This is a genomic window from Vibrio sp. CB1-14 (assembly GCF_040412085.2).
Lineage (GTDB): Bacteria > Pseudomonadota > Gammaproteobacteria > Enterobacterales > Vibrionaceae > Vibrio > Vibrio chaetopteri.
The window spans coordinates 1,228,253-1,243,372 of the sequence record NZ_CP115921.1 but is presented as its reverse complement, the minus strand read 5'-3'; the positions used below and the strand labels follow the sequence as shown (position 1 = coordinate 1,243,372).

Here is a 15,120-nt window from a genome sequence, read left to right as displayed (position 1 = left end):
TTTACCTCTATCTGTTCTCTATTATTTGCTCGATTGAATTAGCTCAATAGAGTAACCATCAGGATCTTTCACAAACGCGATGTGAGTTACGCCGCCTTTCATTGGACCCGGCGCGCGAGTGATGTTGCCACCAAGCTGTTCAATACGCTCACATGCTGCATAAATGTCCTCACAACCGATCGCAATATGTCCCCAAGCATTGCCTTGGTCGTACTGGTCTGTGTCCCAGTTATAAGTCAGCTCGATGGTAGAGCCTGCATCTTGACCCTCGTAGCCAACAAAAACGAGTGAATAGCGATACTCTTCATTCTCGAAACGGTCTAACACCTTCATACCAAGAACTTCTGAGTAGAATTTAATGGACTTATCTAAGTCCACTACGCGAATCATTGTGTGCAAAACTTTCATATTTACCCTCGCCTGAATCTTATGCGGACGCTCACCAGCATAGGAGCGTCGACGACATAAGCGAAATGGTGATTTCCAACTGGCGCTAGGTTACGACAAAAGGGAAAGTACGTGAAATTATCATATATTATGATTTTCATAACGTTTTGGAATGATAGAAAAGAAATGATGCAGACAGGCCACTAAAAAGCCGACTGTGAAGTAGGCTCTTGTCAGAAGACAGTAGAGTTTGTCACTTTTCCTCTGTCAGTTCACTTGGTAGACGTTGTGTGAACCGGCTATAGCAAACACGACTTTTCCCCTTTCTGTGTCAATAACCCAAATCCAAATCCGGTCATTCCTTCGAAGGCAGGAATCTACTGGCCGCGCCCACTGAATCATATCGTCAACTCCCCAAACTGAGTAACGAGGATAGCTTATTTTTGCCCCGTTTTGTGCTTCAAGCCATCTTCAAAATTGCCGTCATTCCCTTGAAAAAGGGAATCTCATTCAGCGCGTCGAAAAGCTAAATTACGTGACTTAGTCGAATTTTTTTAATTGGTTACACGTGGTTGGAGATCCTCACTTTCGTGAGGACGACGGCTATATGAGGTACGTTAGAAGCAAAACAAACTAGATTGTTTATGTCCAAAAGCGTTTCAAAAACTGCTCAATCTATTTTGTCATCTCTTATAGCGTTGCTGCTAGCAAAGCGCCTAAAAAGGGTCAGACTTTAATGTCCATACCGTTATTAGGAGCTTGAAAGAAGCTCCTTTCATAACAATCTATATTGCCCTCCGACGGCCCTATCGTTGACCAACAACCTTACTGTTTTTACGCTTGAACAATGAACATGTGGTAGCCAAACTCGTCAGCAAATTGAGTGCAGATCTCTACCTCATGCTTAATGTCTTTCCATGCTGCTTTTTCAGACATATCTGGTTCAAGCTCTTTGACACGTTCACCAAGCGGTCCATAGTAGTTCATCCAAGCTTCACGGCTCATCGGAAAGTGGTCAACAACGAGGTAACCCGCCTTTTTCATCTGCTCAAGACGAGTTTCTACCTGCTGGATATCTGGATATTCTTGATTCCAAAACTCAACAGACGCTTCACTTGGTGTCGGTGTCTTCCAAACCATGTCACTCAACATGATATATCCGTTGTCGGCTAAAAGAGGCTTCCATTGTGTTAGGGCTTTCTCAACACCCATGATGTAGGCACTGCCTTCTGCCCAGATAAGGTCGAAGCTTTTCTGTTCAAACGGTAGATCTGTCATGCTTGCAGCGACAGTAATTAGCCTTTTGGATAAGCCAAGCGCTTCGAAGCGCTCATTAAGTCGATCCAGCGCAGACTGCTCATTATCGATTGCAGTGATGTTTGCATTGCTGTTTTCTGCTAGTACTTTGGTTGCCAAGCCTTTACCACAGCCAACTTCAAGAAGCTGTTTCGGCGCTTTTGGTACTGCGTTGAGTGCTTTTCGTGTTTCCTGCTCACTTCCCGGCCCCCAACGCTCAAGCGTTTCAAAAACCGTCATAAAGTCAGCCATGTAAATTTCGTGTTCGTTCATATTTTTTGATAACCATTTCAGTCGCAGGGCATCTTTTTCACTAAAGCCCTGCTTAATCAACCAATCTAAATGAGCATCGGGTGCGAGTTTATCCAATCCTTCGTGCCACGCTTTTAGGTCTCCCTCACCCAGCATTGCCGCCAATAAATCGCGCGACTTCTGCTTGTGCTCAATCTCTTGTTCAAGCGTATGCAAACGGCTTTGCAGCAGCGCTCTATCGACTTTAGCTTCTAGACATGCTTTGCATTCTCTTAGTGTTAATCCACCCGCTTGCAATTGCTGTATCAATCGGACTCGTTGTAAATCTTTATCGCTGTAGACTCGGTAGCCGTTAGCCAACCTTTTGCCACAAATTAGCTTCTGTTTCTCGTAGTAAAGCAGCGCCGTTCGTGACAACCCAACTTCGGCTGCCAGCTCAGATATTCGATACACACTATCGCCCTCGGTGATTGATGGTTATGAACTTTAAACTATAAAGCTATAGACAGGTCAGCGAGAAATTACAAAAAAACACCGCGGCCAAAGTGGCCGCGGCATCCTAACTACTAAAGCTTGAACTACGACTTCATTATTCAGTGCATATCAGCCGCTAGTGTTCATACCCCGAGTACTTCACGCCAGACAAATGTGCCATATCACGATCCCAAGTCGTTAAATCGTTACGGTTGAACTGACTCAAATCATGATGCCCACATGCTCTTGCCATCACTTGCATGAGTGTAACCGAGGCTTCAAAAAAGTTCTTAAGTTGGTTTGACGCTTTGTCTACATTCAATCTTTGGCGCAAGTCGGCTTTTTGAGTGGCGATCCCGGCTGGGCAATTATTGGTATTACACATTCTCGCCGCTACACAGCCTATTGATTGCATGGCACTATTTGATATTGCGACCCCATCGGCACCCAGCGCCATCGCTTTCACAAAATCCATTGGGACGCGCAGCCCACCAGTTATGATGAGCGTCACTTTGCCACTCATCCCTTGCTCATCTAGATATCGCCGCGCTCTCGCTAGAGCAGGAATGGTTGGCACACTGATGTGATCACGAAACATTTCTGGTGCAGCACCAGTACCGCCGCCTCGCCCATCTAAAATGATGTAATCCGCGCTGGCATCTAGGGCGAACTGAATGTCTTCTTCAATATGGTTCGCACTCAGTTTAAAACCGATTGGTATGCCTCCTGTGACTTCTCGTACTCGGTCTGCAAATGCTTTGAAGTCTTCAGCGCTATTGAGATCTTTAAAGGTCGGGGGCGAGATGGCTGGCTCGCCTTCGGGGATGCCGCGAACTTGAGATATTTTGCCTATATTCTTGTTACCTGGAAGATGCCCGCCAGTACCCGTTTTCGCACCCTGCCCACCTTTGAAGTGAAAAGCTTGCACTGATTTGAGCTTGTCCTCATCGTAACCAAAGCCAGCACTGGCAAGCTCGTAAAAGTAGCGCGAGTTGGCAGCTTGCTCTTCAGGAAGCATGCCTCCCTCCCCTGAACAAATACCCGTTCCTGCTAGCTCAGCACCCGTTGCCAACGAAACCTTTGCTTCCTCAGATAGCGCGCCAAAGCTCATGTCAGATACGAATAAGGGAATATTAAGCTTAAGCGGCTTTTTGGCTTGCGGACCAATCACAAGCTCTGTACCCACCACCGCATCTTCCAACAAGGGTTTTGTCGCCATTTGAGCCACCATGACTTGCAGATCATCCCAATGAGGTAATAGATGTCGTGGTACACCCATCGAGGTCATGGGGCCATGATGCCCAAGCTTTGATAGTCCTTCGCGCGCGAGCTGATGAATAAACTCAACGGTAGGCTCCTCTTTAGTTTGGGTAGCGACTGGGGCGTCATTTGCTTTAGCGGTGACACCCGGCCCTTCAGTACCTACTTGTTCGTTTGAAAACTGTTTGTGGCTGCCATCGCAATAAGGAGGATTGGCGGTGTGTTTGCATCGACATAAAAAGGCATCTCCGTCTTTGTAGACAGAAAAGCTTTTTGGTTTGAAGTCTGTTCCTGCATGGGAGCCGTCACAAAAGGGTTGGTTTTTCGAGCGTCCACAGGTACAAAAATAATAGTCTTGCCCTGTTTTCACTTCGACCTTGATAGGTGTGTTGCCAGCGATTATGGGTTTGCTCATCGTGCTTTCCTTATATTCAACGCTTTCTAATGAAGGTTGTCAGGATAAGCATAGGTCAAAAATCAACCGCTCATGCGCTCTTATCTAGCTGTGATTCAAAACGTTACAGCTGCGTTTCGCTCTTGACGTAAGTTGTTGAGAACTCGAACGTGTCGCAAGTGTGCTTAGCGACGGAGTATTCAAAAATTTGGCCGTTATCCAAGTAAGCATTCTGAGCGACACTCACTATATTGTCTCCAACAGGCAGACTGAGGTGCTCCGCCTCCGCTATGGTCGCATTAGCGATGGTGATTTTAAGATTAGCGCTATGTATCGTAAGGCCGAGCTTACCAGTGATATAACCATAGATGGATGCTTTAACATCCTCGATCGCTAAACGAGGAATGATGTTAGCGGACAAGTAGATGTACTCAATAATAGTTGGCACACCATCAAGCACACGGACACGAGTAATGTCGTAGACTGGTTCACCTATCTGGCATTTCAGTTTATCGGCGATAGCCTTATCGGCATTCACTTTGACAAACTTAACCACGCGCGTTTTGACCGACTTACCTTTCTCTTCTGCTCTTTTTTTGGTGCCCAGTAGATGTGAATCAGATACTGGACTTGAAGGCTGCTTAACAAACGAACCCGCCCCACGCTTACGCACGACTAAACCTTCTTTAACCAAGTAGTCTAGGGCTTTCTTAAGCGTTATCTCACTACACTGAAATTCATTCGCCAACGATTTTCCATCGGGAAGCTTACCCGATGGTGAATATTCGCCCGCTAAAATCCTGGCCTTCATTTCGTTGTAAATGCCCTGATATTTCACCATTCTCGCCTGATCCCTTTACTACGCCAACTCTCATTTGATGTGAGATTACTGTCTAATGATTCAACGCACAAGGCAAACCATTAAACAATATGGTTTAGTGTCCTAAAAACCAACAACATCACCACCAAAGCAGATCAACCTCTCATTTATAATCAATTTAACTTTTAAAACCATATGGTTTTAATAATATCGAACGCAGAAAACAAATACATGAAAAAGGGTTAATCGGAGTAGCTATGGCATTTCAAGAGAACTTCTTATGGGGCAGCGCATCCGCAGCCTATCAAATCGAAGGCGCAGCAAATCTAGATGGTAAAGGCGATTCGATTTGGGATGTGTACTCACGTGTTCCGGGCAATACGTTTAAAGATACAACAGGTGAAGTGGCGATCGACTTCTACCATAAATATGAAGAAGACATCGAACTGATGCGAGAGATGGGACTAAAGGCCTATCGCTTCTCTGTCGCTTGGACTCGAATCATGCCAGATGGCCGCACGGTAAACCCGAAAGGCGTAGAGTTCTACCATAACGTTATCAATAAACTGATCGAATGTGGTATCACACCGATCCTAACTATCTACCACTGGGATCTTCCACAAGCACTGCAAGACGAATATCAAGGCTGGGAAAGTCGTGAAATTCTGACGGACTTTACCCGTTATTGCGAAGTCTTATTCAGCGAGTATGGTGACAAAGTGCCGTACTGGGTTTGCATGAATGAGCAGAATATTTTCACAAGCCTAGGGTACGTTCAAAAGATCCATCCACCAAAAGTTTCTGATTACCAACGCTTTATCAATGCCAACCATATCGCAAGCCTAGCTAATGCAAATGCTGTGAAGCGATTCAAAGAGATGGGTATCAAGGGTCAAATTGGGGCGAGCTTTGCGTACAGCCCGACATACGCAAAAACCGCCTCTCCTGAGGATGTGATTGCCGCTGAAAACGCACAAGAAATACAAGATCTGCTCTGGATGGATGTCTACGCAAAAGGCGCCTATCCAAAGATTGGTCTAAAACTGCTAGAGCGTCTAGGCATCCACATCGATTTCCAAGAAGGCGATAAAGAACTGCTTAAAGCCGGTATCTGCGATTTCATGGGTCTAAACTATTATCAGTCTGCCACGTTTGTCGCACCTGAAAACCGCGAACAAACAGCACAAACCGGAAATGCCGCGCAAGTATCTGTCGTCTCTGATGTCGCTCGCATCCCTACCGATGATTACTATGTTCGCGCTGATAACGAGCACCTAAAAATGACGGATTGGAACTGGGCGATCGATCCTGAAGGCCTGCGCGTCGCACTTCGCCGCATCACGTCTCGCTACAACCTACCGATCCTTATCAGTGAAAATGGTTTAGGCGCGTACGACACATTGACTGAAGATGGTCGAGTGCACGATGACTATCGTATCTCATTCTTAAAAGCGCACGTTGAAGCGATTAACGATGCTATCGAAGATGGCTGTGAAGTGATCGGCTACTGCACTTGGTCTTATCAAGATCTATTCAGTTGGCTAAATGGTTATGCGAAACGTTATGGCTTCGTTTACGTTGACCGCGATGAAGAAAGCGAAAAAGACCTCAAACGTTACAAGAAAGATAGCTTCTATTGGTATCAAAGAGTCATAGAAACTAACGGTGAGAACCTCGATTAACCATCTTAAAAGGTCCAGTTTATCTGGACCTTTTCTTTTTGATGCAAGCAGTCTTTAACCAAAAACAGTGCTTGGAAGGTTTCCTTCATGACGCGTTCAAGCTAGACTCTGCCTCCCTACTTTTTCGTGAGATTTCACTATGACCGCACCCGCCACTTCCGCTATCGTACTCGACTTTGAGACTACGGGCTTATCACCGAACCAAGGCGATCGCGCTATCGAAATTGGTGCCGTGAAACTGGAAAATGGCCAAGTGGTTGATCGCTTTCAATCATTGATGAATCCAGGTTTTCGAGTCAGCAGCTTCATCGAGGGCTACACAGGCATCACCAACAATATGCTTAGCCACGCACCAAGCTGTGACGAAGTGATGAGTGAGTTCGTCGATTTTATTGGCGATGCCAATCTAGTGGCTCACAACGCTTCTTTCGATAAGCGTTTTCTAGATGCAGAACTGGATCTAATTGGTAAAGGTTATGGTGGAGAGTTTGCTTGTTCACTTTTGGTTTCTCGCCGATTAAACCAAGAAGCAAATTCACACAAATTGGGTGATCTGGTGGCTTACCATAACATTGCTAACGATGGTGTATTTCACCGCGCATTAGCTGACGCCGAAGTGACAGCGTCACTCTGGTTGCTTCTTGTGAACTCTCTTACCGAGAATCACGCAATTGCACAACCAAGTTTTGAGTTGATGCAAAAGCTCGCCAAGCAACCAAAAGCATCAGTTGGGAAATTCTTAACCAAACACAAATAGCACGACTTCAACCTATTAAAGAGACGACTATGACCACAACTTTTGACTCCATCGTCCCTGTCGGCGTTCGCTACATGGTGTTATCAGCGCTTGGCTTTGCGCTGATGTCGGCCTGTGTGAAATACGTGAGCACTTATGGTATTCCCGTATTTGAAATCGTAGCAGCGCGTGCATTGGTTTCACTGGTGCTAAGCTACCTAGATGTCAAAAGGAAAGGTATTTCTGTGTGGGGGCACAATAGGCCTTTGCTGCTATTGCGCGGTATCGTCGGCTCACTGGCTTTGATTTGTGTGTACTACGCAGTGACAACGCTACCTCTAGCCGAAGCAACAATACTCCAGTATATCCACCCTATTTTCACCGCCCTACTTGCGTTCTGGTTTCTAAAAGAAAGTATTCAGAAGTCGACCATCATTTGTATCGTGCTGAGTATTTTCGGCTTAACGTTTATGGTGGGGCCAACATTAGGCAGCAATACCGCGGAGTCACTGCCGTTATTTAGTGTGGGTATTGCGCTCCTTGGCGCATTTGGCAGCTCTATCGCTTACGTTATCGTTAGAAAGCTAAGCCAAACTGAAGACAGCTCAGTGATCATTTTCTATTTCCCATTGGTCGCATTGCCAGTCTCAATTCTATTAATTGGCGACGATTTCGTGATGCCAGATTGGTATCTCACTATGATGTTGGTGCTGGTGGGCGTCTTCACACAAATAGGTCAACTAGGTTTAACCAAAGCAATGCAAACCCAAGCAGCGGGTAAAGCTTCGGCATACTCCTATGTCCAGATTGTGTTCTCTATTTTGCTAGGTTTGGCGTTGTTCAATGAAGTCCCCACTGTTTGGACCTACATTGGTGGCTCACTCATTGTGATAGGGGCTCTCGTCAATACCTTCGGTAAACGAGTCGCTTCTAAATAAAACGCATCAATAACAGCGGGTACACGTAGCTACTGAGCCGCTTGTACTTGCTGCATTCGTTTGGCGCGCTCTTCTTCTTGCTCTACCAAGATTTTCTCATGAGTTCTGAAGAAAGGCAGATAGATAAAGTAAGAATTCACCATAGCAAACACCACCATTAGAGCGTTCATGTAGCTACCATTGGCAGCCCACGCAGCACCTATTGGGGCGGGCACCGACCATGGAATCATTAATACCACGCGATCCAATATCTCCGCCGACGTTAAGAACCATGCAATCGTAGCATTGAGCATTGGGACAAAAATAAACGGCACAAGAAAAAGCGGGTTCATAATAATTGGGAAGCCGAACAATATTGGCTCGTTAATATTAAATATCGCGGGAATAGCGCCAACCTTACCCACCGACTTCAACTGTTTTGAACGGCTTTTAATCGCAAGATAGACCAAAGGCAATGTTGAACCTACCCCGCCGATAAGGACAAAAAAGTCCCAAAAAGCAGGTAGGTAGATATGAGGGAGTACCTGACCGCCAGCTTCCAACGCAGTTTGGTTCTCGAGTAGGTTAGACATCCAGAATGGATTCATAATTCCGGTAATGATCAGTGCACCATGAATCCCCATAAACCAAAGAAGCTGACAAATCAGTATCGAAATCAAAACCGCAGCGAGACTGTCTGAGGCCAGTACCAACGGACGAAACAGCTCTTCTATCAATTGAGGGAAATGCACTCCGAACTGAGCATCAAGAAAAACATTGAATGTCGAAATACTGATCATCACAGCAAAGATCGGCACGATGAGCTTAAAACTTTGAATCGTTAAGATAGGCACGTCTTCTGGCATCTTGATGTACCAGCCCATACGGATAAAGAACCTAACGACTTCTATTGAATACAGACTCGCGATAAGCGCAGTAAACAGACCGGCACCACCTAAGTAGCGAGCATCTTCTTGCCCATCGATATAGAATCCGGCCAGCATGAGAAACGCCATACACCCCGTCAATCCAGACAGTCGCTCTGGCAACTGATAGCTCTTCGCGAGGCTGGCCGAAACGCCAAAAGAAACGATAAGCCCTACGACGCCCAGTGTCAGTTGATAAGTTGGCAGCAAGATGGGTCTTAACGCCAGAGATAAGTCCATCCAAGCCATCGACATCCAAGACTCGGAATCGGCAAACGGAGGAAAGATAATCGGGACAAACATACAGCCGACAAAAATGAAAGGCATTGCCAACTGGAAACCATCACGCATAGCCATAAGGTGCTGACTGCGCATCAGCAATTTTGCTACAGGATTCATGAACTGCTCTACCTGATTGGCACACAGTCTCATAATGGATTGGTTCATTTACTCTACCGGCTATATGGATCCGCGTCAGGATACCCGAATACACTGACTCTCGGAAACCGATTATCCAAATCTGCCGTCTCCACCACGTTTTTTACCCCATCACTCGCTAAATTCCGAATTTAGATCACGATTCACCTACTACTCAGCCATTTCTAATGCTGAATTTAAGGTCATCAGCGCCATTTGCAGCGCTGGGTTTCCCAGGTCAAGATCATTCGTTAACTGTGTCACGAATTTTTCGCCATAACTCTGGTTTCCAGTGATCGTTTTCACACTTAAACGGAAATAATTTGGAAACCGGTTTCCAAATTATTTCCTTAAGGGCATATTGATTAGGAATTCGAGATTCTGGAGAAGAAAAAATGAAAAAAATTATGCTTTGCTGCTCTGCTGGTATGTCTACCTCTCTACTGGTTAAGAAAATGGAAGCGTCTGCGCAAGAACGCGGTATCGAGGCTCAAATCAAAGCATTTGGCGCAAGTGAGTTCGACGTTCAAGTAGGTAACTACGAGGTTGTTCTTCTTGGTCCTCAAGTGAAATACATGCAAGCGGATTTCCAAAAGAAAGCAGATGCTCACGGCATCAAAGTTGAGCCAATCAACATGATGGATTACGGCATGCAGAAAGGCGATAAAGTGCTTGATTTTGCACTAGAACTTATCGGCTAACCTGTTTTTGCTCGGCGTCCCCCCTTAGTCAATTTTCGACGCCGAGCGTTTCTTAACTTTTATCTTAACGAGAGTAACGACATGGGCGCTATGTACGACAAAATGGTCAATGTTATCGAGCAAAAGGTCACCCCTATTGCTGGTAAAATTGGTCAACAAAAATACATCACTTCTATACGTGACGGCTTCATTGCTGCACTACCTTTTATGATTGTTGGTTCTTTCATGCTGGTGTTTATCTTCCCTCCGTTTTCTGCGGAAACAACTTGGGGATTTGCACGCGCATGGCTAGATTTTTCTGAGACATATCGTGAGCAGCTTATACTGCCATTCAACTTGAGTATGGGGATCATGACCATATTCATATCGGTGGGGATAGCGTCAAGCTTGGCTCGCCATCACGATCTTGATCCTGTTACGACAGGTTTGCTATCACTAATGAGCTTCTTGCTTGTTGCAGCGCCAGTTCAAGACGGCATGCTGTCAATGCAATACTTCTCTGGTCAGGGTATCTTCACGGCGATCATGACGGCGTTGTACTCTACTGAAGTTTACGCATTCCTGAAGCGCAACAACATCACTATTAAACTTCCACCTGAAGTACCAACAGGTGTTGCGCGTTCATTTGAAATCCTGATCCCTGTGCTGGCAATCATCATCACGCTTCACCCTCTGAACCTGTTCATCGAAGCGCAAACTGGCATGATCATCCCAGAAGCAATCATGGCTCTCGTTCAGCCGCTTGTTTCTGCCTCTGACACCCTACCAGCAGTTCTACTAGCGGTACTCGTTTGTCAGATTCTTTGGTTTGCTGGTATCCATGGCGCACTAATCGTGACAGGTATCATGAACCCATTCTGGATGGCGAACCTATCAGTTAACCAAGCAGCAATGGCAGCAGGTGAAGCCATTCCGCACATCTTCGTTCAAGGTTTCTGGGATCACTACCTACTTATTGGTGGCGTAGGTTCAACACTTCCACTTGCGTTCCTACTACTTCGTAGTAAAGCCGTTCACCTGCGTACCATTGGTAAGATGGGTACCGTACCAGGCCTATTTAACATCAACGAGCCAATTCTATTTGGTGCGCCAATCATCATGAACCCTGTGTTCTTCCTGCCATTCATCTTGGTACCAATGGTGAACGCGACTCTAGGTTGGTTTGCTCTTGACTGGGGTCTAGTTGAGCGTGTGGTTTCTCTAACGCCTTGGACAACACCAGGACCTATCGGTGCATCGTGGGCAGCTAACTGGGCATTCAGTCCTGTCATCATGTGCTTCATCTGTATGGCTATGTCAGCAATGATGTACCTACCATTCCTAAAAGCTTATGAGAAACAACTTCTTGAGCAAGAAGCAGCGGACGAGAAAAAGCAACAGGAAGCGGCAGGTCAGCCAGTAACAGCATAATCATCCAGTTCTGAGCTATCAGACACTGTTGAAACAAATAATAAAAAAGTCGCCCCCTAGTCTTAATTGGGGTTGAGCGTGGGGCGACACTGTCTACCTTTCGGTAGGCTCCATTTAAGAATTTAAGAGGTAAGCAAAATGGAAACTATGGATCTAGAAGAACAAGTGATGGGCATCATCATCAATGCGGGTCAGTCTCGCAGCCTGTGTTATGAAGCACTTCGCCATGCTAAAAACGGCGAGTTTGAAGAGGCTGAAGGCTTGATGAAAGAAGCGCAAGAGTTTGCAAACCAAGCTCACTTAGTTCAGACCCAGCTTATTGAAGCCGACGAAGGCACGGGCAAAATGAAGATGACGCTAGTGATGGTTCACGCACAAGATCACCTAATGACTTCCATGCTTGCGAAAGAGTTAGTCGCGGAAATGATTGAACTACACAAGCGTACCGCTAAGTAATTCGGTCTCACTTTACTTTTTTCAGTTTTTTCGACCATTCACGGGGCGAGTCAGGCATGAAAGCGTCTTATAGGAGCGTTTTCAATATCTTTGGTCGTAGCAGCTTAGTCGTAAAAGCCCAGTCGTGCTCCTTACGCTGAGCTGCTTTTTTTCTCACCTTATATCCTCTCATCAGACTTGGATCACTACCTCTGAAAGAGTACAATAACGGAAATCTTGGGAAACGGTTTCCCAGTTCTAGAAACTCTATGAATCTATTAAGGTTGTTGTCATGGCTACTATCACCGATGTCTCTCTGCTAGCAAACGTATCGAAAGCGACCGTTTCTCGCGTGATGAGCGGCAGCCGTGGTGTTAAGCCAGAGAGTCGTGAGGCTGTATTACGCGCCGCCGAAGAACTTAACTACCGCCCAAATGCCGCTGCACAAACACTGGCAAATCAACGCTCCGATTATATTGGCGTTATCCTTTCCTCTAGCGACGCTGGACAAGTGTCTACTTACCTACCTCTGCTTGCAAAATCACTGAAAGCGAAAGGCAAACACATGCTGGTTCAATTTGCAGAAACCGCAGACGAGCAAGTTCGTATGGTGGAAGAACTTAATCAAAGACACTGTGACGCCATCATCTCACTCGGTGGCACGATTCAATCCTTAGCTAACGACAACGTCATTGCCATCGATAGTTTAGCGAGCGCTGAGCATGCTATCGGATACGATTACAAATTTGCAGCAGAGAGTGCGTGCCGCTTCTTATCGAGCAAAGGTCACGCAAGCATAGCCATTGTAGTAGACGATGAAAGTTACGCATCGACACAAGTGCTCGAAGGCTATAAAACATCGCTACAAAACTCGGCAATGCCAGTCAACAGACAGCTTATCGTGACAGCAAATGGCAACAATGAGCAAGCAATTATGTCGCTATTAAACAGCTACCACCCGTTTACGGCCTTAGTAGTGATGCGTGACAGCCAAGCTGCTGTAGCAATGAACCTGTTCAGAGATTTCAATTTGGCGACACCTCAAGAAGTTTCGATCGTGTCACTGGAAGATTCACAATTGGCAAGCCAGCTCAATCCTCCCCTCACCTGCATCAGCTACCCTTCACAGCAGATCGTCGATATGGCTATGGAGAAGTTAGACGCAATTCTGGAAGACAAACCGATGTCGCACAAGCCTCTAATTACTGGCCGACTCGTCACTCGTGAATCGGTTATCAATCGTCGTTAGCATAGCTAGAATGGTGTTGGACAACGGGCTTTAATGCTCGTCTTACAACGATGAGAAGCCACCAAATGACGCCAAAGGCCAATAGCATTCTTAACGTATAGGTCGCCGTTCTCAGCAATACTGCACTGCGTGATACCGATACCTTTAACTCATAAGGGTATTGTGGCGATACAACACGATGGCTAAGAACAAAAGTAGACCAAAAACTGTTATCGATATTGACGTGTTCACTTGAATAACGCGGCAGTGACTCTCCCAATAAATACACCTGATAAAAGTAATCGCGAAGCGGGCTCTCTAACCAGTGTCCCAACATTCTGCGCGGATTTATATAAGCAAAATACTCGGTTTCTCCTACCTGCTGAGCAACAACAAACGATGGCTCCGGGAAGTATGTCGTAAGCAGAGACCAACCAATAAACACACCTTGTTCACTGGTATTGCCAGCCCAATAGCTTTTGTTTGATGACACTTCTCCAAACAAGCTGCACGCATACCAGCCCGTTGTGTGGTTTCTTACATAGCCGAGCGCTCGAACTTCCTCTTCGATATACGCCTTTCGATTGTAGAATCGGCGATGTTCTGATTCGCACCCTTCATGCTTGGGTAGAGACACCACCAAATTCAGCGTCGATTCAATCCTACTATCGATGCTTGTCAAACTGGCCTCAAGTTCGTTGGCGATGTCTTGTTTAATGGTGGCGGTTGCAAAGATATAACTCAAAACACTGAGCAGTACCGTTAGCAACAGTGAATAGATGACAACTCTCATTTTTGCTCCTGCACCTTCTCAGGCTGCACCTGCTTTTTACGAAAGCCAATCATTGCAATGGCACCCACTACCATTCCGAACACCACCAACAACCTTACGATAAAGGTGACGATTCCTTGCCTGTATAGAGCAGTATCTTTATAGAGTGAAATCGAAATAGGAAACAATAGCGACTCTTTGGTGGCTTTGTAATCCCCAAATGAAGCGCTATTTTTCTGCAAAAGTGGCGTTTCGTCGTTTGAGAAGTGAAGGATCCGATGAGTTTCCTGAGGCGCTTCTTGTACCCACCATCCCAATATCGCCGTGGGGTTAATCGTTGCAATAGCGACGTTATCATCTCGATAAAGTGCTAGCGCGTAAGAAGTATTACCGTCATGAGTGGGTGAGCGCAACTTGGCAAAGCCAATATCCCCTTTTCGAGCTTCATTCCAAAACGAATTATCCAGCGGCTGATTCGTAGGTCCTAGGTTGCTGCAAAATTGATAAAGATCTGGTTGCTTGGTACCAACAAAAAGGCCGCGCATTGAAACGCTGCGAAAAACCGTATGACCAAGCTCTGTCTGCATCGATTTATCGCACTCTGCTAAAGGAAACAGATAGTTAGACAATACATGCAGCTCTGACTGGATTTGGGTAAGCTGACGCTCGACACCACTTAGCACTTGCTGTGCTTCTTGATGAGCCTGTTCGCGAAACGTAAAGAACTGATACACACAGCCAATCAGCAGCGTGTAGAGAAAAATATAGAAAATATTGGTGAAGGACTGTTTTAATTGCATTGAATAAATTTGCGCTGAATTTCCTCACTGTTATACAGCATCAAATTTATACGAACCTTATCCCACCTCAAATTTCTAAACATTGTTTATATATATTGCGAGACGTCATTCAAAATTAAAATGAAATAAAAACCACATATACACTGTATAAATATTACGTAAAACAACCATCACGGAATATTCTCATTTAGTCTAAGTATTTATACGACATGG

Annotated in this window: 14 protein-coding genes; 7 read left to right on the top strand and 7 right to left on the bottom strand. The window is 45.6% G+C overall.

Going from position 1 to position 15,120, the window contains the following annotated elements; translation table 11 throughout:
• Nucleotides 1-21: 21 nt before the first annotated feature.
• From gloA to PG915_RS21410, 4 genes are all read right to left on the bottom strand, one after another.
• The gene (gene gloA / locus PG915_RS21425; protein WP_353499018.1) at nucleotides 22-408 is read right to left on the bottom strand and encodes a lactoylglutathione lyase; all 387 of its coding nucleotides are present in this window, start codon (nucleotides 406-408) and stop codon (nucleotides 22-24) included.
• A gap of 813 nt (nucleotides 409-1,221) precedes the next feature.
• On the bottom strand, nucleotides 1,222-2,388 hold the full coding sequence (locus PG915_RS21420) for a MerR family transcriptional regulator (RefSeq protein ID WP_353499017.1): 1,167 nt from the start codon (nucleotides 2,386-2,388) through the stop codon (nucleotides 1,222-1,224).
• A gap of 157 nt (nucleotides 2,389-2,545) precedes the next feature.
• Nucleotides 2,546-4,084: a glutamate synthase-related protein gene (locus PG915_RS21415; RefSeq protein WP_353499016.1), complete on the bottom strand. Its 1,539-nt coding sequence runs from the start codon at nucleotides 4,082-4,084 to the stop codon at nucleotides 2,546-2,548.
• 103 nt (nucleotides 4,085-4,187) lie between these two features.
• Nucleotides 4,188-4,904 (bottom strand): GntR family transcriptional regulator, encoded by a 717-nt coding sequence (locus PG915_RS21410; RefSeq protein WP_353499015.1) that lies wholly within the window; start codon nucleotides 4,902-4,904, stop codon nucleotides 4,188-4,190.
• A gap of 236 nt (nucleotides 4,905-5,140) precedes the next feature.
• Here PG915_RS21410 and PG915_RS21405 point away from each other — a divergent pair, with 236 nt between their 5' ends.
• From PG915_RS21405 to PG915_RS21395, 3 genes are all read left to right on the top strand, one after another.
• A complete protein-coding gene (locus tag PG915_RS21405) occupies nucleotides 5,141-6,565 on the top strand; it encodes a glycoside hydrolase family 1 protein (protein ID WP_353499014.1) in 1,425 nt (474 codons plus the stop codon).
• A 139-nt stretch (nucleotides 6,566-6,704) separates the two neighbouring features.
• Entirely contained in the window at nucleotides 6,705-7,322 is a 618-nt protein-coding gene (locus tag PG915_RS21400) for a PolC-type DNA polymerase III (protein ID WP_353499013.1), read from the top strand.
• Nucleotides 7,323-7,351: 29 nt separating this feature from the next.
• Nucleotides 7,352-8,239, top strand: coding sequence for a DMT family transporter (locus PG915_RS21395; RefSeq protein WP_353499012.1), 888 nt, complete (start codon nucleotides 7,352-7,354; stop codon nucleotides 8,237-8,239).
• A gap of 29 nt (nucleotides 8,240-8,268) precedes the next feature.
• Here the strand turns inward: PG915_RS21395 and PG915_RS21390 are convergent, their stop codons facing one another.
• Nucleotides 8,269-9,591 (bottom strand): PTS sugar transporter subunit IIC, encoded by a 1,323-nt coding sequence (locus PG915_RS21390; protein ID WP_353499011.1) that lies wholly within the window; start codon nucleotides 9,589-9,591, stop codon nucleotides 8,269-8,271.
• A 365-nt stretch (nucleotides 9,592-9,956) separates the two neighbouring features.
• Here PG915_RS21390 and PG915_RS21385 point away from each other — a divergent pair, with 365 nt between their 5' ends.
• From PG915_RS21385 to PG915_RS21370, 4 genes are all read left to right on the top strand, one after another.
• On the top strand, nucleotides 9,957-10,262 hold the full coding sequence (locus PG915_RS21385; protein WP_353499010.1) for a PTS sugar transporter subunit IIB: 306 nt from the start codon (nucleotides 9,957-9,959) through the stop codon (nucleotides 10,260-10,262).
• Nucleotides 10,263-10,343: 81 nt separating this feature from the next.
• Nucleotides 10,344-11,672 (top strand): PTS sugar transporter subunit IIC, encoded by a 1,329-nt coding sequence (locus PG915_RS21380; RefSeq protein WP_353499009.1) that lies wholly within the window; start codon nucleotides 10,344-10,346, stop codon nucleotides 11,670-11,672.
• 147 nt (nucleotides 11,673-11,819) lie between these two features.
• Complete coding sequence (chbA, locus tag PG915_RS21375) at nucleotides 11,820-12,128, top strand: PTS N,N'-diacetylchitobiose transporter subunit IIA (protein WP_031496580.1); 309 nt, start codon at nucleotides 11,820-11,822, stop codon at nucleotides 12,126-12,128.
• 271 nt (nucleotides 12,129-12,399) lie between these two features.
• A complete protein-coding gene (locus PG915_RS21370) occupies nucleotides 12,400-13,356 on the top strand; it encodes a LacI family DNA-binding transcriptional regulator (RefSeq protein ID WP_353499008.1) in 957 nt (318 codons plus the stop codon).
• On the opposite strand, the gene PG915_RS21365 is transcribed toward PG915_RS21370, so the two are convergent.
• Together PG915_RS21365 and PG915_RS21360 are read right to left on the bottom strand one after the other, a co-directional pair.
• Complete coding sequence (locus tag PG915_RS21365; RefSeq protein WP_353499007.1) at nucleotides 13,343-14,128, bottom strand: hypothetical protein; 786 nt, start codon at nucleotides 14,126-14,128, stop codon at nucleotides 13,343-13,345. The genes PG915_RS21370 and PG915_RS21365 overlap by 14 nt on opposite strands.
• Entirely contained in the window at nucleotides 14,125-14,907 is a 783-nt protein-coding gene (locus tag PG915_RS21360) for a hypothetical protein (RefSeq protein WP_353499006.1), read from the bottom strand. Before PG915_RS21360 ends, PG915_RS21365 begins: the two co-directional genes overlap by 4 nt.
• Nucleotides 14,908-15,120 lie beyond the last annotated feature (213 nt).